The organism is Pseudomonas sp. 86_A (genome assembly GCF_017491705.1).
Classification (GTDB): Bacteria; Pseudomonadota; Gammaproteobacteria; order Pseudomonadales; family Pseudomonadaceae; genus Aquipseudomonas; species Aquipseudomonas koreensis.
The window spans coordinates 222883-244909 of record NZ_JAFGYS010000013.1; the positions used below are offsets into that span (position 1 = coordinate 222883).

General features: G+C 61.5%; 23 protein-coding genes. 13 read left to right on the plus strand and 10 right to left on the minus strand.

Features of this window, described 5'->3' with window-relative positions:
* Nucleotides 1-40 precede the first annotated feature (40 nt).
* Entirely contained in the window at nucleotides 41-913 is an 873-nt protein-coding gene (locus tag J5M57_RS20895; RefSeq protein ID WP_064588857.1) for a LysR family transcriptional regulator, read from the plus strand.
* 106 nt (nucleotides 914-1019) lie between these two features.
* On the opposite strand, the gene J5M57_RS20900 is transcribed toward J5M57_RS20895, so the two are convergent.
* Nucleotides 1020-2051, minus strand: coding sequence for a LacI family DNA-binding transcriptional regulator (locus tag J5M57_RS20900; RefSeq protein WP_207850070.1), 1032 nt, complete (start codon nucleotides 2049-2051; stop codon nucleotides 1020-1022).
* Between the two features lie 216 nt (nucleotides 2052-2267).
* Between J5M57_RS20900 and J5M57_RS20905 the strand changes: the two genes are divergently transcribed.
* Nucleotides 2268-2801 carry a gluconokinase gene (locus J5M57_RS20905; protein ID WP_064588854.1) on the plus strand — a complete coding sequence of 178 codons (534 nt, stop codon included), beginning with the start codon at nucleotides 2268-2270 and terminating at the stop codon, nucleotides 2799-2801.
* Nucleotides 2802-2883: 82 nt separating this feature from the next.
* The gene (locus tag J5M57_RS20910; RefSeq protein WP_064588852.1) at nucleotides 2884-4236 is read left to right on the plus strand and encodes a GntP family permease; all 1353 of its coding nucleotides are present in this window, start codon (nucleotides 2884-2886) and stop codon (nucleotides 4234-4236) included.
* A 224-nt stretch (nucleotides 4237-4460) separates the two neighbouring features.
* On the opposite strand, the gene alaC is transcribed toward J5M57_RS20910, so the two are convergent.
* On the minus strand, nucleotides 4461-5678 hold the full coding sequence (gene alaC / locus J5M57_RS20915) for an alanine transaminase (RefSeq protein WP_064588850.1): 1218 nt from the start codon (nucleotides 5676-5678) through the stop codon (nucleotides 4461-4463).
* 139 nt (nucleotides 5679-5817) lie between these two features.
* Here alaC and J5M57_RS20920 point away from each other — a divergent pair, with 139 nt between their 5' ends.
* The 3 genes from J5M57_RS20920 (at nucleotide 5818) to J5M57_RS20930 (ending at nucleotide 7856) form a co-directional block, all read left to right on the plus strand.
* A complete protein-coding gene (locus tag J5M57_RS20920) occupies nucleotides 5818-6480 on the plus strand; it encodes a LysE family transporter (protein ID WP_064588848.1) in 663 nt (220 codons plus the stop codon).
* A 68-nt stretch (nucleotides 6481-6548) separates the two neighbouring features.
* Complete coding sequence (locus J5M57_RS20925) at nucleotides 6549-7043, plus strand: GyrI-like domain-containing protein (RefSeq protein ID WP_207850071.1); 495 nt, start codon at nucleotides 6549-6551, stop codon at nucleotides 7041-7043.
* Nucleotides 7044-7367: 324 nt separating this feature from the next.
* Complete coding sequence (locus J5M57_RS20930) at nucleotides 7368-7856, plus strand: N-acetyltransferase (protein ID WP_097085884.1); 489 nt, start codon at nucleotides 7368-7370, stop codon at nucleotides 7854-7856.
* A 123-nt stretch (nucleotides 7857-7979) separates the two neighbouring features.
* Here J5M57_RS20930 and J5M57_RS20935 read toward each other — a convergent pair whose 3' ends face one another.
* A complete protein-coding gene (locus J5M57_RS20935) occupies nucleotides 7980-8585 on the minus strand; it encodes a pyridoxamine 5'-phosphate oxidase family protein (protein WP_207850072.1) in 606 nt (201 codons plus the stop codon).
* Nucleotides 8586-8604: 19 nt separating this feature from the next.
* Nucleotides 8605-9090 (minus strand): GNAT family N-acetyltransferase, encoded by a 486-nt coding sequence (locus J5M57_RS20940; RefSeq protein WP_064588840.1) that lies wholly within the window; start codon nucleotides 9088-9090, stop codon nucleotides 8605-8607.
* 141 nt (nucleotides 9091-9231) lie between these two features.
* Here J5M57_RS20940 and J5M57_RS20945 point away from each other — a divergent pair, with 141 nt between their 5' ends.
* The 3 genes from J5M57_RS20945 to J5M57_RS20955 are packed head-to-tail and all read left to right on the plus strand — an operon-like array spanning nucleotide 9232 to nucleotide 11264.
* Nucleotides 9232-9657 (plus strand): SgcJ/EcaC family oxidoreductase, encoded by a 426-nt coding sequence (locus J5M57_RS20945; RefSeq protein WP_169842219.1) that lies wholly within the window; start codon nucleotides 9232-9234, stop codon nucleotides 9655-9657.
* 40 nt (nucleotides 9658-9697) lie between these two features.
* On the plus strand, nucleotides 9698-10042 hold the full coding sequence (locus tag J5M57_RS20950) for a YciI family protein (protein WP_064588836.1): 345 nt from the start codon (nucleotides 9698-9700) through the stop codon (nucleotides 10040-10042).
* On the plus strand, nucleotides 10035-11264 hold the full coding sequence (locus J5M57_RS20955; protein ID WP_169842217.1) for an RNA polymerase sigma factor: 1230 nt from the start codon (nucleotides 10035-10037) through the stop codon (nucleotides 11262-11264). Before J5M57_RS20950 ends, J5M57_RS20955 begins: the two co-directional genes overlap by 8 nt.
* 153 nt (nucleotides 11265-11417) lie before the next feature.
* Here the strand turns inward: J5M57_RS20955 and J5M57_RS20960 are convergent, their stop codons facing one another.
* The gene (locus J5M57_RS20960) at nucleotides 11418-12272 is read right to left on the minus strand and encodes a LysR family transcriptional regulator (protein WP_064588833.1); all 855 of its coding nucleotides are present in this window, start codon (nucleotides 12270-12272) and stop codon (nucleotides 11418-11420) included.
* A gap of 89 nt (nucleotides 12273-12361) precedes the next feature.
* Between J5M57_RS20960 and J5M57_RS20965 the strand changes: the two genes are divergently transcribed.
* Entirely contained in the window at nucleotides 12362-12799 is a 438-nt protein-coding gene (locus tag J5M57_RS20965; protein WP_207850073.1) for a multidrug/biocide efflux PACE transporter, read from the plus strand.
* A 166-nt stretch (nucleotides 12800-12965) separates the two neighbouring features.
* On the opposite strand, the gene J5M57_RS20970 is transcribed toward J5M57_RS20965, so the two are convergent.
* Nucleotides 12966-13721 (minus strand): SDR family oxidoreductase, encoded by a 756-nt coding sequence (locus J5M57_RS20970; RefSeq protein ID WP_169842215.1) that lies wholly within the window; start codon nucleotides 13719-13721, stop codon nucleotides 12966-12968.
* 119 nt (nucleotides 13722-13840) lie between these two features.
* On the opposite strand from J5M57_RS20970, the gene J5M57_RS20975 reads away from it, so the two are divergent.
* The gene (locus J5M57_RS20975; protein WP_207850074.1) at nucleotides 13841-14737 is read left to right on the plus strand and encodes a LysR family transcriptional regulator; all 897 of its coding nucleotides are present in this window, start codon (nucleotides 13841-13843) and stop codon (nucleotides 14735-14737) included.
* 119 nt (nucleotides 14738-14856) lie between these two features.
* Here the strand turns inward: J5M57_RS20975 and J5M57_RS20980 are convergent, their stop codons facing one another.
* Both J5M57_RS20980 and J5M57_RS20985 read right to left on the minus strand, forming a co-directional pair.
* The gene (locus J5M57_RS20980; protein WP_064588825.1) at nucleotides 14857-16470 is read right to left on the minus strand and encodes an inorganic phosphate transporter; all 1614 of its coding nucleotides are present in this window, start codon (nucleotides 16468-16470) and stop codon (nucleotides 14857-14859) included.
* A gap of 303 nt (nucleotides 16471-16773) precedes the next feature.
* Nucleotides 16774-17796: a transporter gene (locus J5M57_RS20985; protein WP_064588823.1), complete on the minus strand. Its 1023-nt coding sequence runs from the start codon at nucleotides 17794-17796 to the stop codon at nucleotides 16774-16776.
* Between the two features lie 275 nt (nucleotides 17797-18071).
* Between J5M57_RS20985 and J5M57_RS20990 the strand changes: the two genes are divergently transcribed.
* Both J5M57_RS20990 and J5M57_RS20995 read left to right on the plus strand, forming a co-directional pair.
* Nucleotides 18072-19694: a methyl-accepting chemotaxis protein gene (locus tag J5M57_RS20990; RefSeq protein WP_207850075.1), complete on the plus strand. Its 1623-nt coding sequence runs from the start codon at nucleotides 18072-18074 to the stop codon at nucleotides 19692-19694.
* A 109-nt stretch (nucleotides 19695-19803) separates the two neighbouring features.
* Complete coding sequence (locus J5M57_RS20995; protein WP_064588819.1) at nucleotides 19804-20250, plus strand: hypothetical protein; 447 nt, start codon at nucleotides 19804-19806, stop codon at nucleotides 20248-20250.
* Between the two features lie 123 nt (nucleotides 20251-20373).
* On the opposite strand, the gene J5M57_RS21000 is transcribed toward J5M57_RS20995, so the two are convergent.
* Both J5M57_RS21000 and J5M57_RS21005 read right to left on the minus strand, forming a co-directional pair.
* Complete coding sequence (locus J5M57_RS21000; protein ID WP_207850076.1) at nucleotides 20374-21549, minus strand: GAF domain-containing sensor histidine kinase; 1176 nt, start codon at nucleotides 21547-21549, stop codon at nucleotides 20374-20376.
* Between the two features lie 161 nt (nucleotides 21550-21710).
* A complete protein-coding gene (locus J5M57_RS21005; RefSeq protein ID WP_064588817.1) occupies nucleotides 21711-22016 on the minus strand; it encodes a PepSY domain-containing protein in 306 nt (101 codons plus the stop codon).
* Between the last annotated feature and the right edge of the window lie 11 nt (nucleotides 22017-22027).

Below are 22027 nucleotides of genomic sequence, written 5' to 3' on the forward strand. Positions count from 1 at the left end.
AAAAAGTCAGTAGCTTTCAGTTTTGGTGATAGGTGGTGGTGTGAATTTCAACAGCGACAGCATCGAATTGTTTCTCGCCGTGATCGAACGCGGCTCGTTTTCCGCGGCGGCCCGGGCGCTGGGTCGGGTGCCATCGGCGGTCAGCATGGGCATCGGCAATCTGGAAGCGGAACTGGGTTATCCGCTGTTCGACCGGAGCCATCGCGAACCACAGCCGACGGCCATGGCGCTGTCACTGGTGCCCCATGCACGGCTGATTGCCGAGCAGCTCAAGCAGTTGCAAGTGCACGCGGTGGAGCTGTCGCTGGGACTGGAGAGCAAGCTGTCGATTGGCGTGGTGGCGGATATCGACCGCCGCCGCTTGCTCGCCGCGATCAAAGTCATCGCCGAGCGCCATCCGCTGCTCGACATCGAAGTGCTGACCGCACCGCAGGACGACGTGCTGGCGATGCTGCACAGTGGGCGCGTCAGCGTCTGTCTGGCGTTTGCCGGGTTGAGCATGAACGTGCTGGAGCGTTTTCAGTTTGTCGGCAGCGAACGGATGATCGCCACGCTGGCGGCGGACAGTCCGTTGTTGCAGGGGCAGGATCTGTTTCTTGAAGACCTGGTGCACGTGCGGCAGATTGTCGTCGCCAGCCGGGATTTGCCGATCAGCGAAACCCGGCCGCTGGTGGCCGAATCCCACTGGCGCACCGACACCCTGGAAGCGGCGCTGGAGATGGTCGAGGCCGGACTGGGCTGGGGCAATTTTCCGTTGTCAGTGGTGCAGCCGTGGCTGGACAGCGGACGCTTGAAACGGCTGAATTTCCGCAACATCGAGAATGGGTTGGTGTTGCCGGTGCATGCGGTGTGGCTGAAGAGCCAGCCACTGCAGAAGGGCGCGTTGGCGCTGGTTGAATTGCTCGGTCACTGACCCTCCCTGTAGGAGCTGCCGAAGGCTGCGATCTTTTGATCTTGTTTTTCAAGATCAACATCAACAGATCGCAGCCTTCGGCAGCTCCTACATGGGAAAGGTGGGGTCAGGTACTCTCGCGAATCTTCAGTTCAAAACCCATGTCTTCCACCGGCCGTGCCACGCTGTTACCCGCCATCAACGTCAACATCTGTTCCGCCGCGCGCCGGCCGATCGCCTCGCGCGGGGTATTGATGCTGCTCAGGCGCGGCACCATGTGTTCGGACATCGGCAAGTCGTTGAAGCCGAGGATCGCCACCTGCTCGGGAATCCTGATGCCGTTGCGCAGCGCTTCAAGCAGGGCACCCTGCGCCAGGTCGTCGTTACCGAAGAAGATCGCATCAACGTCCGGATGCGCCGCCAGCAGTTGCAGGAACAACTCGCCGCCCAGGCCTACCGATGACGCACGCGGGGTCAACACTTCCAGGTCCGGGTCATAACGACCGGCCTTCTGCAGGGCTTTGCGGAAACCTTCGCCGCGCAACAAGGTGCGCTGATCGAGTTGTGCACCGATGTAGGCCAGGCGCTTGCGCCCACGAGAAAGCAAATGCTCGGCCGCTGTTTCGCCGGCGCTGAGTTGGGAGAACCCCACGCAGTTCACCCCGGCGGCGCTGTCCAGTTCCATCATGTACACGCAGGGAATGTTGCTGGCCTCGATCATCCGCCGCGAACTTTCCGTGCGATCAAACCCGGTCAGCAGAAAACCCCGGGGCTGATAGGCCATGTAGTTGCGCAGCAGGTTTTCTTCTTCGTCGCGTGAGTAGTGGAAGTTGCCGATCAGCACTTCGAAGCCCTTGGGCGTCAAGACCCGATGGATGGCTTCCAGCGTATCGATGAACAGCAAGTTGGATAGCGAAGGCACCAACACCACCACCGAATGGCTCTGCGCCGAGGCCAAAGCGCGGGCGGCAGGGTTGACCACGTAGTTGAGTTCGAGCGCGGCTTTGCGGACTTTTTCCACCAGTTCGGTGGCCACGGTGCTGACCCCGCGCAAGGCGCGGGACGCGGTAATCGGGCTCACGCCAGCGAGGCGGGCAACTTCATTAAGGGTGGGACGGCCGGTGGTGCGAGTGTTTTTATCGTTTTTAGAGGTGGTCATCGGGCGGCTTGCCAAACAAAAATCAAGGCACTAAGGTAGCGCTGTCCTGATGCAGCTGCAAATGCGTAAGCGAGGTCCTGCCTGATCCTCGCTTTTTGGCGTTGGGCGCAAACCTGCTGCAACCCAAAAAAACGACAAGAAGGCGTCGGCAACTTCTGCCTGTGCACTAGAGTCATAGCTAGCAAAGGTAGCGCTGTCTGCGCGCTGAGGTGTTATATGAGTCATCCCATCACCGCCCTGGTCATCATGGGCGTTGCCGGTTGCGGCAAGACGTGCGTCAGCGAGGCCCTGTGCCAATTGAGCGGCGCCACTGCCATTGAAGGCGATACTTTTCATCCGGCCGCCAACATCGAAAAGATGAGCGCGGGGATCCCCTTGAACGACGAAGACCGTGCCGGCTGGCTCGACAGCCTGTGCGTTGAATTGCGTCGTGTCGATGCACTGGGCGAACGCCCGGTGCTGACCTGCTCGGCTCTCAAACACAGTTACCGCGAAGTGCTGCGCAGTGCCTTGCCGGGCCTGGGCTTCGTGTTCCTTGAGCTGACCCCTGAAGTGGCCGCCGACCGCGTGTCCCACCGCCCGGGCCACTTCATGCCGGCGACGTTGATCGAAAGCCAGTTCGCCACCCTCGAATCGCCGGTCGGCGAGCCGTTGACCCTGGCCCTGAATGCTTCGATCCACAGCGTTGAAGAACTGGCGTCCCAGGCTCACGTCTGGTGGCAGGCCCACGGTCTGAAACAGGCGGTATGAGTGTGTTGAAAGAGCTAGCGCTGTCCTCACGAATTCTGTTTAACCCGCTTTAATAACAACAACAAGCCAGGAGACACCCCCAATGTTTGGCATGTCCCACGACGCCTACCTGCTGCTCGATGCAGTGGTCACGGTAATCGGCCTGATTATCCTGATCACCAAATTCAAGATTCACCCCTTTATCTCCCTGACCATTGCGGCCGCGTTCCTCGGCCTGACGTCCGGCATGCCGATCGGCACCATCATCAAGGCGTTCCAGGACGGCTTCGGTGGCGTGCTCGGTTTCGTCGGCATCATCCTCGCGCTGGGCACCATGCTCGGCAAAATGATGGCCGAGTCCGGTGGTGCCGATCAGATCGCCCAGACCCTGATCCGCGCCTTCGGCAAGGACAAAGTGCAGTGGGCGATGATGTTCGCCGCGTTCCTGGTGGGCATTCCGCTGTTCTTCGAAATCGGCTTCGTGTTGCTGATTCCGCTGGTGTTCATTGTCGCCCGGCGTACCGGCGTGTCGATCATCAAGATCGGTATCCCGCTGCTCGCCGGCCTGTCCGCGGTACACGGTCTGGTGCCGCCGCACCCGGGCCCGTTGCTGGCGATCGGCGTGTTCGGTGCCGACATCGGCAAGACCATTCTCTACGGTCTGATCGTTGCGCTGCCGACCGCGATTATTGCCGGTCCGATCTTCGGTACCTTCATCGCCAAGCACATTCCGGGTCACCCGAATCAGGAACTGGTCGATCAACTGGCCCGTGAAACCGACTCGCAGAACCTGCCGAGCTTCAGCATCACCCTGATCACCGTGCTGCTGCCGGTGTTCCTGATGCTGCTGAAAACCTTCGCTGACGTGGCGCTGCCGGACGGTCATTTCTTCCGCACCTGGATGGACATGATCGGCCACCCGATCTCGGCATTGTTGCTGGCCCTGCTGCTGTCGCTGTACACCTTCGGTCACAAGCAGGGCATCGGTTCGCAGCAGATGCTCAAGTGGCTGGACGCAAGCCTGGCACCGACCGCCGCGATCATCCTGATCATCGGCGCCGGCGGTGGCTTCAAGCAGATGCTGGTGACCAGCGGCGTGGGCGACGTGATCGGCCACATGGCGGTCAGCGCGCAGATCTCGCCGATCCTGCTGGCGTGGCTGGTGGCGGCGGTGATCCGTATCGCCACCGGTTCGGCGACGGTGGCAACCATCACTGGCGCGGGCATCGTGGTGCCGGTGGTAGGGATGATCCCGGGCGTCAACCGTGAGCTGCTGGTACTGGCCACCGGTGCCGGTTCGTTGATCCTGTCCCATGTGAACGACGCCGGTTTCTGGCTGGTGAAGCAGTATTTCAACATGACCGTGGCCGAGACCTTCAAGACCTGGACGGCGATGGAAACCATCCTGTCGGTGGTTGCGTTGGGCTTTATCCTGTTGTTGTCGCTGTTCGTCTAAGCAGCTTCTTGCAGGCACAAAAAAACCGCAGCGATGCGGTTTTTTTGTGCCTGAGCTTTTTGCGGTAATGCGCTTTTTTGTGGCGAGGGAGCTTGCTCCCGCTCGGCTGCGCAGCAGTCGTATCAGTGAGTCAGACAGACCGTGATTGCAGGATTGGGGCCTGCTGCGCAGTCCAGCGGGAGCAAGCTCCCTCGCCACATAAGTGCCCTTGCGCAGAAATTGCGTTAGCCGGTAGTTTTCGGGGCCAGGCCATCCGCCCGGAACATCCCGCGAATCCCGCGCACGGCCTGACGGATCCGGTCCTGGTTTTCGATCAGCGCGAAGCGCACGTGGTCGTCGCCATACTCACCAAAACCCACGCCCGGCGAGACGCAGACCTTGGCCTCGGCCAGCAGCTTCTTGGCGAATTCCAGCGAGCCGAGGTGCGCGTAGGCCTCGGGGATTTTCGCCCAGACGTACATCGAAGCCTTCGGATTCTCGACCATCCAGCCCAGCTCATGCAGGCCTTTGACCAGCACGTTGCGGCGCTGGCGATACTGCTCGGCGATGTCGCGCACGCATTGCTGATCGCCTTCGAGCGCGGCAATCGCCGCCACTTGCAGCGGGGTGAAGGTGCCGTAGTCGTGGTAGCTCTTGATCCGCGCCAGGGCGTTGACCAACTCGGGATTGCCGACCATGAAACCGATGCGCCAGCCGGCCATGTTGTAGCTCTTGGACAGAGTGAAAAACTCCACCGCAATGTCCTTGGCGCCCGGCACCTGCATGATCGACGGGGCTTTCCAGCCGTCGTAGACGATGTCGGCGTAGGCCAGATCATGAATCACCAGCACGTCGTACTGCTTGGCGAGGGCGATCACTCGTTCGAAGAAATCCAGCTCCACGCACTGCGCGGTGGGGTTGGACGGGAAGCCGAGGATCATCATTTTCGGCTTCGGGATCGAACCGCGAATAGCACGCTCAAGTTCGGCGAAGAAGTCCACGCCCGGCACCAGCGGCACCGAACGCACCTGGGCGCCGGCAATCACCGCCCCGTAGATGTGAATCGGGTAGCTCGGGTTCGGCACCAGCACCGTGTCGCCCTGGTCCAGGGTCGCCAGCATCAAGTGCGCCAAGCCTTCCTTGGAACCGATGGTGACGATGGCTTCGCTTTCCGGGTCGATATCGACCGCGTAGCGTTCCTTGTACCAGTTGGAAATCGCCCGGCGCAGGCGCGGAATGCCCTTGGACGTGGAGTAACCGTGGGTGTCTTCGCGCTGCGCAACCTGCACGAGTTTTTCGACAATGTGCGGCGGCGTGGCCCCATCGGGGTTGCCCATGCTCAAGTCGATGATGTCTTCACCACGACGCCGCGCGGCCATCTTCAGCTCGGCGGTGATGTTGAAAACGTAAGGGGGGAGTCGATCTATGCGCGCAAAGCGGCGCGGCGAACCTTGTTCGGCCATTGTTGCCTCGGATAACGTAAGCGCCCGGAACCGTCCGAGCGACGCTGGTCACTGCGGTGACCTGTTGGCGAAGATAAGGGCTGTGATGGCAGACTGTCCAGCCTGTGCGTAAACAAATTTTTCCCAAGGAAATCGGTAGATGGAATTCACCAGCGGCTTCTTGCTGAGCCTTTCGCTGTGCCTGGACATCGGCGTGGCCAACATCGCGATGATCACCCTGGCGATGCAGCGCGGTTACTTTCAGGGCTTCGCATTGGGCCTCGGTACCTGCGTCGGTGACCTGATCTACGCGGTGCTGGCGCTGGCCGGGATGACCGTGCTGCTGCAGTACGAAAGCGTGCGCTGGGTGCTGTGGATCGGCGGTTCGGCGCTGTTGATCTATTTCGCGGCAAAGATGATCTATTCGGCGATTCACCACGAGGCGCAACTGGCGGCGACGGCGCAAGTGGGGCAGAACTCGCATCGCAAGGAATTCTTTCGCGGGATCTTCCTCGCCATGTCCTCGCCGAGCGCGATTCTGTGGTTCGCCGCCGTCGGTGGCACCTTGATCGCGCGGTCTGGCGGCGGTGGCCCGGTGAGCTCGGCGCTGTTCCTTGGTGGTTTTCTTTGCGCCGGGCTGCTGTGGTCGGCCGGTCTGTGCTTCGCCGCGAGCCACGGTGGCAAGCTGCTGGGTGACAAGCTGCTGCGCTATTCGTACATGGCATCTGCAGCGATCTTCTGCTATTTCGCGGTTTACGTGATCGTATCCGGTTATAACGAGTTCATCGGTTCCGGGGCCGCCGACCAGTTGCACGCCTTGTAACATTGCGAATCGGGTTTGGCTTCTATACTCACCTGCCGAACCCCTTTTTTTGTTCCAGGAGTCGAGTCATGGATGAGCAAAAACGCGTCGAAGTGGCTGAACCTCGCTTCGAACATGGACACTTCCTGCTGATTGCAGGATTTCGTGGTCGATTTACCCAGGACACCGCCAAGGACATTCCCCTCCTGTGGGAACGGTTCTTGCCGCACCTTGGAAAGATACAGGGACAAAAAAACGACGTGACCTTCGGCGTGTGCAGCAATTTCGACGGCCAGGGCGGCTTCGATTACATCGCCGGGGTGGAGATCAGCAAGCTCGATGACCTCGACCAGAAGGTCTATCAGTGGGTCGAAGTGCTGCCTCGCCAGTACGCGGTGTTCGAGCACGAGGGGCCGCTCGATCAATTGCCGCAGACCCTGCAATACATCTACAAGACCTGGCTGCCGAACTCCCACTATGTCGAGCTCAATGCCCCGGAGCTGGAGCGCTACAGCGCCGATTTCAATCCGCGGCTGCACACCGGCAAACTGGAAATCTGCGTGCCGGTCGATACCAAGGTCTGAGCCGGCAACCATGAGGCGGATCACTGATCCGCCTCATGGTGTTCAACCCCGCTTGCCTTTGCCCAACCGTCGCGCCCGCAACAGGTCGATGCCCAAGGTGATAAAGCCGAACGTACTGATGCCCAACACCATCAACAGGCCGATTTCAACGCTGCTCATAAGCGGTTTCCCCCAAGGGTGATCAGAGACACCCCTCAGAAATAGCCCGCCGCCCGCACGAAGAACAGCGCTTATACGCAGGCTTTACGCCCCTTGCGCTGATCGATATGAACACCTTATTCCTTTATGCTCTGCGCACTTTTCTCCGCTGATTTTCGAGCTGCCATGAACACCGTCATCCGCAATGTCACCGCCGCCGACCTGGATCGCTGCTACGCCATCGAAACCGTTGCCTACGAAGGCGACGAAGCCGCCACCCGCGAGAAGATCGCCACGCGCATTGCGACATGGCCTGAGGGTTTCATCGTCGCCGAAGTGGATGGTGTGGTCGCCGGTTTCATCAACTCGGGCGCGGCGTTTGATGTGCAGATGTCGGACGAGGCGTTCAAGGAACTGATCGGCCATGATCCGCAAGGGCCGAACGTGGTGATCATGTCGGTGGTGGTGCACCCGGACTATCAGGGCCAGGGCCTGGCGAAGCGCTTGATGGCCGAGTTCATCGAGCGCATGCGCGGGATGGACAAGGCAACGATTCATCTGATGTGCAAGGAAAAGCACATCCCGCTGTACGCCGGTTTCGGTTTTGCCTACATCAAACCGTCGGAGTCCGACCACGGCGGCATGGCGTGGCACGAGATGATCCTCACGCTCTGAACCAACACCGATCAACACTGTAGGAGTGAGCCTGCTCGCGATGGCGGCTAATCAGTGACATTTTCGGTGACTGACACACCGCTATCGCGAGCAGGCTCACTCCTACAGAGGTGCTGTGGTGGGTCAGTAGAGGGTGTCGCGCACGCGCTTCGGTGCTTCGCGGTCGTAAGTTTCGGCATCGAACTGCCCGTCATTCAAACGCCTGTGCAAAGCGCCGGCAGATGGCAGCGCCGAGCGCGGCAGGTGAGTCTCGGGGTTCCACGCGTCCGAACGCACAAACGCTTTCGAACAATGGAAAAACGCCGCCTCCACCGCCACCAGCAATACCGTTTTCGCCGGTTTGCCATTCACTGCAAAGCTTTCCAACAGCTCAGGCTCAGCACTGATCGACGCGGTGCCATTGACCCGCAACGTCTCGCCAATCCCCGGGATGATGAACAGCAGCGACACCCGTGGATCGTGCAGCACATTGCGCAGGGTATCGATGCGGTTGTTGCCCGGGCGGTCCGGCAGGGCCAGGGTGTTCTGATCAATGATTCGCACAAACCCCGGCGCATCGCCACGCGGCGAGTTGTCGAGGCCGTCGGCGCCCACCGAGCTGACGATCACCAGTGGCGAGACTCGCACCATCGCCTGATAGTCTTCGTTGAGAAAAGTGATCTGCTTGCGTACCGCGCGTTCGTGGGGCAGTCCGTAAATAGCTTCCAGTGCTTCGATCGATTCGATCATCGTGCAATCCCTTGATGACTCAGAAAAACAGGCCCATGCGCCGCTCGTAACCGATCCGGCCTTTGTACGCTTCGCCGCTGTCGACGAAACCGTATCTGGCGTACAGCGCGATGGCGGCGTCGTTATCCGCGTCCACCGACAGCTCCAGGCCCTTGATTTCCGGCCAGGCTTCACGCGCCACTTCAGGCAGCGCTTGCAGGCAGGCCTTGCCGTAACCCTTGCCCTGCGCCCGGTGATCGACCTGCAACGCGTGCAGGGTGGCGCTGTGTTCATCGGCCCAGGCCGGCAACACCGGCGGGCGCTTGAGCAGCAGGAAGGCCACCGGCACTTGATCGGCCAGCAGCGCGAAACCCTTCACGCCGGGGCCGGGTTTGGACAGCAGCGTGTGCAGCGCGCCGTGAATGTCGCCGGAAAACTTGATCTGCTCGGGATGGATTTCAATCGCCTCGACTTGCTGACGCTGCAAAGCGTTCAGGCTGTCGTACGGCACGAGTTGGGCTGACACGGGAATTTCCTTTTTCCTACAAAGATGAGCCTCGGATTCTAGCGACTTTGTCTTCTGCGGAAATTTTTTGTTTCGTCTGTCGATCTGCAGATTCGCCGAACGACTAAGGGTGTCTTCACAACAACAAGCACGGAGAACACCATGAGCGCACAGACTGATATTCAAACCCTGATCGACACTTATCGTCAGGCCGTCATGACCAAGGACGTCGAGAAAGTCATGGCGCTATACGCCGACGACATCGTCTCGTTCGACGCGATCAAGGCCCTGCAATTCAAGGGCAAGGCGGCCTACCGCGCGCACTGGGTGGAGTGCATGCAAATGTGCCCCGGCCCGCACATCTTTGAATTTCACCAAATCGCCATTGAGAGCGCCGACAACATTGCCTTCGCCCATTGGGTGGCCAATTGCGGCGGTACCAACGAAAAAGGCGAGACGCAGAGTTGCTGGATGCGCGTCACCGCGTGCTATCGGCAGGTTGGCGGCGCGTGGCGGATCGCCCACGAGCACTGGTCGGCGCCGTTCGATCCGATGAGCGGCGCGACCCTGTTCGATGTGACCCCCTGATCTTCAGCCATAGTTGATCCGTTCGATTCAGGAGAACGCCATGAAGTATTTATGCCTGGTCTACAGCGATGAACGCCTGTTGCACACGCTGCCCGACAGCCCGGAAGACGCCGAATGCTGGGCCTACGCCGAGTCGATTCAGGGCAGCGGGCGGATGGTCGCGGCCGAAGCGCTGGAGTCGGTGCAGACCGCAACTACCGTCCGGATGCGCAACGGCAAGCTGTCGATCACCGACGGCCCGTTCGCCGAAACCAAGGAGCAACTGGCCGGTTTCTACCTGATCGATGCCAAGGATCTCAACGAAGCCATTCAGGTTGCCGGCAACATTCCGGCGGCCCGGGTCGGCTGCGTCGAAGTGCGCCCGGTGCGGCAGTTGAATGTCTGACGTTCGGGCGCGGGTCGAGCAGGTCTATCGCGAAGACTCGCGGCGGATTCTGGCGACGCTGATTCGCCTGCTGGGGGATTTCGATCTCGCCGAAGAAGCCTTGCACGAGGCGTTCTTCGTCGCAGTCGAGCGCTGGCAGCGCGATGGCGTGCCGGACAGTCCGCGCGCCTGGCTGGTGTCCACCGGGCGTTTCAAGGCCATCGATGTGTTGCGCCGCCGCGCCCGCTTCAAAGCCTCGCAGCCGCTGTTGCTGGCGCAGCTCGAAGAACTGGAACAGACCGACTGGAGTGGTGAAGATGTGGAAGACGACCGCCTGCGGCTGATCTTCACCTGTTGTCACCCGGCGCTGGCGGCGGATGCGCAAGTGCCGCTGACCCTGCGTGAAGTCTGCGACCTCACCACCGAGGAAATCGCCCGCGCGTTTCTCTCGGCACCGGCGGCGATTGCCCAGCGCATCGTGCGCGCCAAGGCCAAGATTCGTGACGCCAAAATCCCTTATCAAGTCCCCAGCCTGAGCGAATTGCCCGAGCGCCTCGACAGCGTGTTGCGGGTGATTTATCTGGTGTTCAATGAAGGCTATTCGGCGTCGATGGGCGCTGAGCTGACGCGCGAAGACCTGACCCGCGAAGCGATTCGGCTGGGTCGGTTGTTGATGGAGCTGCTGCCGGAGCCGGAGGTCATGGGCCTGCTGGCGTTGATGCTGTTGCACGAGTCGCGGCGTTCGGCGCGGAGCTCGCCGAGCGGAGAATTGATCCTGCTGGACGACCAGGATCGATCGCGCTGGGATGCCGCATTGATCGCCGAAGGGGGTGCGCTGGTGGAGCGAGCGCTGACCACGCGGCGATTCGGGCCGTACTGCCTGCAAGCGGCGATTGCCGCGGTGCATGCCGAAGCACCGTCAGCGGCGGAAACGGATTGGCAGCAGATCGTCGGGCTGTATGACGTGCTGTTGCGCGCCGTGCCCTCGCCGGTGATTGAGTTGAACCGCGCAGTGGCGGTGGCCAAGCGCGATGGGGCGCTGGCCGGGTTGACACTGATTGAGGAGATACTGGACCGCGGCGAGTTGCAGGATTACCACTTGGCGCATTCGGCGCGGGCGGAGTTTTGTCGGCAGTTGGGAAGGGCGGAGGAGGCGCGGGCGGCGTACCTTCGAGCACTGGAGTTGACGCGGCAAGAGCCGGAGCGGCGCTTTATCCAGGGGCGGCTGAGCGAACTGGATTGATCCGCGATCTTCATTGGCAGCGCCGGCCTCAAATCATCAGGCTTGCTGCCGGTGATCGAAGCGGCTTGAAGATCAAAAGATCGCAGCCTTCGGCAGCTCCTACAAAAGAATGCATTCCAATGCAGGCGCTGCCGAAGGCTGCGATCTTTTGATCTATTCCAGCATCTTGCTCAATAGCCAGCTCCCCGCCGGCCCCGGCGGGTAAATCCGCGACCACAACGCATCGACATACACCGGCCGCGGCCAGCCGCGCACCGTCAGTTCCACCAGCGAGCCATTACCGAAGCGCCCGACCAGCCAGCGCGGCAGCGCCGCCCAGCCGAAACCCATTTCCGCCATTTCCATCAGCATCAGGTAGCTCGGCGCCGACCACACCCGGCCTTTCGCCCGGCTGTCATAGGGATTGACGATGGTCGCCAGACGCAACTCGCGATGCTGCTCCAGCACTGGCGAGTCGACACGTTCGACACCGGCCAGCACGTGATCACGTTTGACGAACAAAGCGATGTCGGTGTGCTCGGCGACCGTCGAGGTCACCAGATCCGGCGGGTAGCTGTCCTGCATTTCGGCGAATGCCAGATGTGCACGACCACGCTGGACCAGTTCGATCAGGTCGTCGCACTCGGCGATCAGGCATTCCAGTTCCAGATCGGGATAACGCTGCTCGAAGTCGACCAGTGCCGCTTCGAAGCGCGCCGACTGGTAAGTGTCGGAAATCGCCACGGTCAGCTTCGGTTCGACGCCTTGGGTCAGTTGCCGGGCGGTCATTTCCAGACGGTTGGTGGCCGCCAGGATCGCCTCGGCCCGTTGCAGCATCACATGGCCGGCCGGGGTCAGCGTGGGCTTGCGGCTGCTGCGGTCGAACAGGATCAGGTCCAGGTCGATTTCCAGACTCGCCACCGCGGCGCTGATGGTTGACTGACTACGCCCTAACTTGCGCGCTGCCGCCGAGAACGAACCTTGCGTGGCCGCTTGGACAAACGCCAGCAGCACTTCCTGCGAAGCCATGAACTATCGCCTTGATCGATGGTTATTGGTTATGAAGTATCGGTATCCGGGTGGATCATGGCAACTCTCTTCACTCAAGGAGTCAGGCCATGACGGCTAACAAATCCATTGTTGAACGCATTTGCCAGGCCATCGGTTTCGAGCTGCTGGCGATTCTGATCTGCACCCCGTTGCTGGCGTGGATCATGGACAAACCGCTGTTGGACATGGGCGCCGTGACCGTGCTGATCGCGCTGTTGGCGCTGGCGTGGAACGTGCTGTTCAACGGCTTTTTCGATCGCATGCTCAAGCGCCTGAACGTCGCGCACAACGCCAGGACGCGGGTGGTCCACGCGCTGCTGTTTGAAGGCGGGTTGATTGTGATGGGCGTGCCGCTGATTGCCTGGTGGCTGTCGGTCAGCCTGTGGCAGGCGTTCTTGCTGGACATCGGCGTGCTGCTGTTCTTCCTGCCGTACACCTATGTGTATCACTGGGGGTATGACGTGGTGCGGGAGCGCCTCGTGACCCGCCGGGTCTGTGCGGAATAAGCACAACCTGTGGCGAGGGAGCTTGCTCCCGCTGGGGAGCGAAGCGCCCCCAAAACCACAGCACGCGGACTTTAAGGAAGATTGCATACTCAGGTTTTGCGACGGCTGCGCCGCCGAGCGGGAGCAAGCTCCCTCGCCACAGTGATTTCGGCTTCAAGATGAAAAGTCAGAGAAACATCCCACCCGACGCCTCGACCCGCTGGCCATTGATCCACTGCGCCCCCGGCGCCAGCAACATCGACAGCGCACCGCCAATGTCATCCGGCTGTCCGGCACGGCCCAGTGCGGTGTTGCTGGCGACCATCGCGTTCAGTGCCGCGTTGTCGCGCACCGCACCGCCGCCAAAATCGGTCTCGATGGCGCCCGGTGCGAGAATGTTCACGCCGATCTGCCGCGCGCCCAGCTCCTTGGCCTGATACCGGGTCAGCACTTCCATCGCACCTTTCATCGCCGCGTAGGCGGCATAACCCGGCAGGCTGAAGCGGGTCAGGCCGCTGGAAATGTTGATGATGCGCCCGCCATCGTTGATCAGCGGCAGCAGTTGCTGGGTCAGGAAGAACGGCCCTTTGAGCTGGATGTTCATCAGCAGGTCGAACTGCTCTGGCGTGGTCTCGGCAAACAGTGCGTGCAGACCGATCCCGGCGTTGTTGATCAGGAAGTCGAAGCGCGGACGCTCAAGTTGCTGCAGCGCGTGTTCAACCCGCGTGGCGAAATCGGCGAAGCTGTCAATGCGGCCGACGTCCAGTTGCAGCATCAGCGCTTTGGCGCCGCGTTGTTCCAGTTCAGCCACCAATGCCTGCGCTTCATCGGCGCGGCTGTTGTAGGTGCCAATGATGTCCACGCCCTCGGCGGCGAGGTGCAGGGCGGCGTTCTTGCCCAGGCCACGGCTGGCGCCGGTGATCAATGCGATTTTGCGGCTCATGTGAAGTCCTCGATTGCGGTGAGTGGTGATGAGCCAAGTTTATTTATCCGCCATGGGGTGATAAACAGAGTGAAACCGGAATCACTGGTCGGTCGGTTCGAACAATCAAGGGTGAGGTCATGAACAAACTGGAACTGCTGCGCACTTTCGTCCGGGTCAGCGAACTGTCGAGTTTCACCCTCGCCGGCGAGAGCCTGGGACTGCCGCGCTCGACGGTGTCCGAGCATGTGCAGGCGCTGGAAACCCTGCTCGGCACGCGTCTGCTGCAACGCACCACGCGCAAGGTGCAGGCGACCCAAGACGGCCTGGTGCTGTACGAACGCAGCAAGGATCTGCTGTCGCACATGGACGAGATCGAGGGCTTGTTCCGCCAGGATCCGGCGTCGCTGACCGGGCGGATTCGCGTCGACATGCCGAACATTCTCTCGCGGCGCCTGATCATGCCGCTGCTGCCGGAGTTCATGGCGCGCCATCCGAATCTTGAGCTGGAGATCAGCAGCACCGACCGCCGCGTCGATCTGCTCAGCGAGGGCTTCGATTGCGTGGTGCGCGTTGGCGCGCAGCCGGACCAGTCGGTGGTGGCGCGGCACCTCGGTGACTTCCCGATGATCAACTGCGCCAGCCCCGCGTACCTTGAACGCTATGGCGTGCCGCAGACCCTGGAGGATCTGGCGCAGCACCGCCTGGTGCATTACGTCGGCGTGCTGGGCTCGCGCTCGGAAGGGTTTGTGTATGAACAGGACGGACAGGTGCGGCGCCTGCCGATGGCCGGCAGCGTCACGGTCAACAGCACCGATGCTTACGAGTCGGCGTGCCTCGGCGGCTTCGGCCTGATCCAGGTACCGCGCACTGGCATGCAGCCGCACCTGGCCAATGGTGAACTGGTGACAGTGCTGCCGCAATTCACCGCGCCGGCGATGGGGATTTCTATCCTGTATGCCCGGCAACGGCACTTGCCGCTGCGGGTACGGGTGTTCATGGACTGGCTGGGGGAGGTGATTCGCTCGACGCTCTAACCAACACCACAAATCCAAATGTAGGAGCTGCCGAAGGCTGCGATCTTTTGATTTTGCTTCTATAAAAACAAGATCAAAAGATCGCAGCGTGCCGCAGCTCCTACAGGGGATTTGTGGGGTCAGAAGATCTGGGTGAACAGCCAATACAAGCTACCCGACAGCAGAATCGCCGCCGGCAAGGTCAGCACCCACGCCATCAGCAGATTGCGGATGGTCTTCATCTGCAAGCCGCCGCCATTGGCGACCATGGTCCCGGCCACGCCCGAGGACAACACGTGAGTGGTCGACACCGGCAAACCGAACATGTCCGCCGCGCCGATGGTCAGCATCGCCACGGTTTCCGCCGAGGCGCCCTGGGCGTAGGTCAGGTGGGTCTTGCCGATCTTCTCGCCGACCGTCACCACGATTCGTTTCCAGCCGACCATGGTCCCCAGCCCGAGGGCGATGGCCACGGCGATCTTCACCCACAGTGGAATGAAGCGCGTGGCGTTGTCGATCTGCTGCTTGAACAGTTGCAGTTTGTCAGTGGTGTCGGCGTCGAAATTGCCGACCTTGTTCTTGTCCATCAGGCGAATGCTTTCGCTGGCCAGGTACATGTCGTTACGCACGTTGCCCATCGCTTCGGCCGGGACTTTCGACAGCGAGCCATAGCCCTTGACCTCTTGGCCAATGTGCCCGGTAAGGGCGGCGAGGGCGGGGATCAGTTGCGGCGTGGCTTGTTTGCTGCGCACGTAATCCGACAGCACCGGACGCGGATCGGCCGGGGCCGGCAGCGGGGTATTTTTCACCAGCGCTTGCTGGGTGACCTCGGCCACGGCGGCAAACTGCAACGCCTGATCGGCGGGCATGGTGCGGTTCAACGCGTAGGCCATGGGCAAGGTGCCGACCAGAATCAACATGATCAGGCCCATGCCTTTCTGTCCGTCGTTGGAGCCGTGGGCGAAGGACACGCCGGTGCAGGTGGCGATCAACAGACCGCGAATCCACCACGGTGGCGGGTTGTTGCCTTCCGGTGCCTTGTACAGCGCGCGATTTTTCACGAAGGCGCGCATGGCCAGCAGCAACAGCGCCGCGCAGCCAAAACCCACCAGCGGCGACAGCAGCAGGGCGTAACCGATCTTGGTCGCCTGCGCCCAATCCACGCCACTGGTGCCATCGCGCCCGTGCATCAAGGCATTGGCTACGCCGACGCCGATGATCGAACCGATCAAGGTGTGCGACGACGAAGCCGGCAGGCCCAGCCACCAGGTGCCGAGGTTCCACAGGATCGCCGCGATCAGCAGGGCGAAGATCATCGCGAACCCGGCGGACGAACCGACCTGCAGAATCAGCTCCACCGGCAGCAAGGCGATAATGCCGAACGCCACCGCACCGCTGGACAGCAGCACCCCGAGGAAATTGAAGAAACCCGACCAGACCACCGCCACATTCGGCGGCAGCGAGTGGGTGTAGATCACCGTCGCGACCGCGTTGGCGGTGTCGTGGAAACCGTTGACGAACTCAAAGCCCAGCGCAATCAGCAGCGCCACGCCGAGCAGCAGAAATGGCGTCCAGGTGGTGACGGTGGTGCCCAGTTCGTGCATGTCGTGCATCAGGCTGTAGGCAGTGAACAGCATGCCCATCGCGAGCACCGCGAAAAAGATCACGTAGGTGAACGGGCCGGTTTTCTTGTCGAGGGCTGGCCTGCCACTGGGGGCGGACGCCTGGCGGGCGGTCAGGGAGGGAGTAGCCATGTGCGGACAATCCTGAGCGAGGGAAGGAGTGTCGGTCATGATCGTTGCTAAATATTACAGAGAGACTGCGGCAGGTCAGTGTTTGCGGTATTAGTCTGACCATTGATCTAAAGCCGAGAGATTCCCCCTATGGCGAGGGAGCTTGCTCCCGCTGGGGTGCGCAGCGCCCCCGAAACCCCATTCACATGACTGTATCAGTGAGACCGCGTTGATTGATATACGACTGCTGCGCAGCCGAGCGGGAGCAAGCTCCCTCGCCACAGGGGACGGTGTCACCCCGCCGCAGGCTGCGATCTTTTGCTCTTAATAATCGCCACGTTTGCGAAACGCCCAGCGCCCGGCAATCACGGTAAACGTCGCCACCAGCGCCACCAATATCCAGAACCCCTCCGGATCCGTCGCCAGCGGCACGCCGCCGACGTTCATGCCGAAGAAACCGGCGATGATGTTGATCGGCAGCGCCAGCACCGTGACCACGGTCAGGGTGAACAGCGTGCGGTTGCTCTGTTCGTTGAGGTTGGCGGCGATCTCTTCCTGAAGCAGTTTGATTCGTTCGCCGAGGGCGGTGAGGTCGTTGATGATCAGCGCGAACTCCTCGGTGGACTTGCGCAGCTCCTTGACGTCCTCCTTCTGCAGCCACGGCGGCGGACGGTTGAGCAGGCGCAGCAGCGAACCCGGCTCCAGCGCCAACAGCCGTTGCAGGCGCACCAGCACCCGGCGGTTGGCGCCGAGTTCGGCGCGGTTGGTCGACAGGCGCGATGAGAGCAGTTCGTCCTCGACCTGGTCGACGCTCATGCTGGTCTTGCGCACGATCTGCGTCAGCACTTCGCCTTGATCGCGCAGCAGGTGCACCAGCAGTTCCGACGGCGAGCGAAAGCATTCGCCGGCCTTCACCGACGAGCGCAGTTTGTCCACCGAGTGCAGCGGTTGCAGGCGCGCACTGACGATCAGTTTGCTGCGCACGCAGACCCACAGCGTCGACACGTCCGAGGAGACCATGCTGCTGAGGTTGAACACCACGTCGTTGACCACTGCGAGCAACGCCGAATCGACGTGTTCGATGCGTGTCGAGCGCGAGCCTTCGTGCAGCGCTTCGAAAAATTCTTCGGGCAATTGCAGATGGCTTTTCATCCAGCGCTCGCACGCGGCGTGGGCCAGGTTCAGGTGCAGCCAGAGGAATTCATCACTGTCGCTGTCGTCTTGCAGGCAGCGCAGGGCGGTTGCCGAATCGATTTCCCGGCCACGCTCACCCGGGCGGAAACGGAAGCCGTAAAGCAAACCGAACAAGTCTGGGTCGCGATGACTGATATCGAGGCTGTGGTTCATGGAGGCTCGCTGCGAGGAGGGCGTCTGGCGCGGAGTTTCAGATTCACCTGAGCCGCATCATCGCAATGTCACATGACGTTTGTGTGACAGCAAAATGACGTCAAATCAGTGACTTGCCGGCGGTCGGATTTTCTTCAAGAAGTGCTCTGGAACGCCGATCACGCTTAGGTTACGTTGCGCGCGCTTGGCCATGAGCCAAGGCTCGCCGACACGGATGTCCGGCAAAATCCCACGCCTTATCGGGCGTGCCTCATCCCTGTCCTGAGTATCTTGCGATGCTGCAAAAATCCCTGAGAGCGCAAATTCTCGCCCTGCTGAGCGGCAGCCTGCTGGCGATGCTGTTGATCGCGCTGGCCTGCTTTCATTTCCTGTCCAACGGCGTGCAGAACTACAGCCAGTTGATCGCCGGCCCGTTGCACACCTCGCAACTGATCGACGAGGCCAACCTGCAATTCAAGGTGCAGGTGCAGGAATGGAAAAACGTCCTGCTGCGCGGCAAGCAACCGGCGGACCTGGCCAAATACTGGAGCCAGTTCGAAGACCGTCAGCGCGATGTACAGAATATTCTCGGCGAACTGGCCGGCCAGAAAGGCCTGGAGCCGGCGCTGAAATCCCGCATCGAACGCCTGCGAGATGAGCACCGACAGCTCGGCGCTGCGTACCAGAAAGGTCGCGACGCCTACGTCGCGGCGGGTGCCGATCCAGCGGCTGGCGACAGCGCCGTCAAAGGTGTGGACCGCGCCACCAGCGATCAGATGAGCGAACTGGTGGCCGAGCTGCGCAAGCAGGGCACCGAACAGTCGGCGCAGATCAGCGCCAGTGCCGACAGCACCGTGTTGCTGGGGATTCTGGTGATGCTCGGTTCCGGTCTTTTGATCGGCCTGTTGAGCCTGTGGCTGGTCAACCGCAACCTGATCGATCCGATCCGCAAGCTGATCGATTACGTCACCCAGTTGAGCCGCGGGCGCCTCGCCGAACGCGTCGCCAACGACCGTCAGGACGAGCTGGGCAACCTTGCCGCGGCCGCCAATACCCTGCGTGATTTCCTCGCCGAAACCTTCACCCACCTGCAACGCAGTGCCAGTGATCTGGACAATGCCAGCGGTGAGTTGAACGCGATCGCCACGACCATGGCCGGTGGCACCAACGAGCAGTTCAACCGCACCGATCAGGTGGCGACGGCGATGAACGAAATGTCCGCCACTGCACAGGAAGTCGCCCGGCATGCGGCGGACGCGGCGCGGGCGGCCGACGATGCCGACCAGTCCGCCCAGCAGGGTGAAAAGGTCATGCAGGGCACCATCCACACCATCACCCAGATGCGCGGTGAAATCGCCAACACCGCCACGGTCATTCGTCGTCTGGAAGCCGACAGCGGACGGATCGGCAAGGTGCTGGAAGTGATTCGTGGCATCGCCGAGCAGACCAACCTGCTGGCGCTCAACGCGGCGATTGAAGCGGCGCGGGCCGGTGAGGCCGGGCGCGGTTTTGCCGTGGTGGCCGACGAGGTGCGCAACCTCGCGCAGCGCACGGCGGAGTCGATCATCGAGATCAACCAGATCATTCAGAACGTGCAGACCGGTGCAGTGGACGCCGCGCAAGCGATCGAAAGCGGTCAGGCGCGCAGCGATGAAAGCGTCGAGCAAGTGACCCAGGCCGGCGCCATGCTCGAGCGCATCACCCATGCCGTGGAAGCGATTCGCGACATGAACCGCCAGATCGCCACCGCCGCCGAAGAGCAGACCTCGGTGGCAGAAGACATCTCGCGCAACCTGACCGAGATCACCTCGATCGCCAGCACCAACCTCAACAGCGTGCAGCGCACCGAAAGCGCGAGCCAGAACCTGCATGGCCTGTCCGGGCAGCTCAACGAAGTCACCGCGCGCCTGAGCGCCTGATCGAGCCGGGGTGTACCGATTCGGATACCGAGTCGGTACACAGTCGATCTCAAATCGCCGCAACTGCCGCCGATGGCCGGTTATCCATAACCGGCATTGGAGCCATCCCATGGTCAGCATCACCTCTGTTTCGATCAATCAGACCGTCACCACCGCCACCAGCAAGACCAAGATCAGCGACGCGAGTGACGACACCTCAACCACTGCAACCAGCAGCACTGGCGTCAGCGCCGATACCAGCAAAGTCGCCGCTGGCGGCGCCGCCGCAGCGTCGGGCGACAGCAGCTCCGACAGCAGCAGTGAATCGGATTCGGTGAAAGAACTGCGCAAGCAGATTGCCGAACTGCAAAAGCAACTGCAGGAACAGCAACAGGCGCTGCAAGCGGCTCAGGCCAAGCAGGAAGACGCCGATGCCAAGGCTGCCGACGTGGCGTCCGCCGAGTCGCAAATCTCCAGCACCTCGGCTTCGTTGCAGACGGCCACGGCGGCGTTGTTGCAGGCGTTGCAGGATTCCGGGTCGAGCAGCTCGGGCTCGCTGGTCAGCACCTCGGCCTGAACATCAGGTAATTCCCCTGTAGGAGCGAGCCTGCTCGCGATAGCGGTATGTCTGCCATATTCAGGGTGACTGACACATCGCTATCGCGAGCAGGCTCACTCCTACAGGGAACTGCGCTATGTCTCAGGTGGTGGGCAGGCTGAAGGTAAACAGCGTGCCGCTTTGTGCAGTGGACGCCACATGCAGGCGGCCGCCGTGGGACTGGGCGATCTGGCTGGCAATGTACAGGCCCAGTCCGAGCCCGGCCTGTGGCGCGCTGCCGGTCGGGCGCGAGTAGGGCTGGAACAGATGCGGCAGGACCGCCTCGGGAATGTGCCCCTGGTTTTTCACCGCGAGCATCAACGCACCGTGCTCGACCTGCGCGATGACCTCGATGTCCCCTGCCGGGTCGCCGTGGGTCACGGCATTGGCCAGCAGGTTCGACAGCAGCTGGGCAATCCGTCCACGGTCGCAGTGCACACCCTGCAAGTCGCCAATGGACGCACTGATCGTACGTCCGGGATGCACGTTGCGGATCTCCGTCACCACCTGCTGCACCGCTTCGGTCAGGTCTGTGCAGTGCTGAATATCCACCGGGATACCCTTGCCCAAGCGTCCGCGAGCGAAGTCGAGCACATCATCCACCAGCCGTGTCGCCCGTTGCGCGCTGCCGAGGATATGGCGCACGCGCGTTTCGATGGCCGGGTCCGGGTGCTTGCGCAGAAGCATTTCGGCGCCGGCGCTGATGGCGAACAACGGGTTGCGCAGATCGTGGCCGAGCACGGCGATGAATTGTTCACGCAGCTCGCCGTTCTCGCGCTCGGTCTGCAGCGCGGTTTCGGTGCGTTGCAGGTTTTCTTCGGTTTCGATTTGCAGCGCGAGCATTCGCGCGAACGATTCCATGGTGCTTTGAATGGTGCTGGTCTTGAGCTGAGCCGGGTTCGGATCGAGCGCGCAGATCGTGCCGAAAAAGCGCCCGTCGGTGCGAAACACCGGGACCGAAATGTAGCTCTCGAATTTGTACAGGCGTGGGGTGTGATGTTCGCGGTAGAGCGGGTCTTCGCTGGCCTTGTCGATCACCACCGAGAGGTGCGACTGACGGATTTCATGGCACAGCGTGGTGACGACATCCAGTTCGCCACCGACTTCCAGGCCGAATTCCAGTTGATCGAGCACTGCGCAGGTGGTCCAGGAGTCCTCGGTCACCCGCGCCACGGCGGCAAAGCGCATGCCGGTCAACTCGCGAATCACCTGAAGAATCGCCGGAACCGCGCTGATCCGTCCGATTGTCGCGATGTCTGCTGCCGCTGTATGTCCCATGTCCATCGCTCTTGGCTGCAATCGCTTATCTGATGGGCGTCATACTAGCGGTCTGATGGCGGTTTTGGCATCCCTTCAGGCGATATCCGCGTGATTAGCCGGCCAACGGACGCAAAAAAGCCGCAGGATCGGTGATCGTGCGGCTTTGCGATGGCGGTGTATCAGGTGTCTTGCTTGTTGCTCAGGACCTTGCCGGTGGTGGCATCGAAGTCCACGTCGAACTCTTTGCCATCGGCGGTCTTCAGCTCGACTTCGTATTCGTAACCGTTGAAGTGGTTGTCCAGGTCGGTGTCGGTGATGGTCGCCCCCGGGTGCAGTTTCAGCGCTTCGGCGTTCATCGACTCCAGCGACTTGATCTTGCCGTCCTTCACCAGTTGCGGGATCTGGTCGACACGGACGTCAGCCTGGGCCAGGCCAGCGGTCAGGGTCAGAGCAGCGGCGGTGAACAGGGCAGTCAAAGTTTTCATCGTTTCGTTCC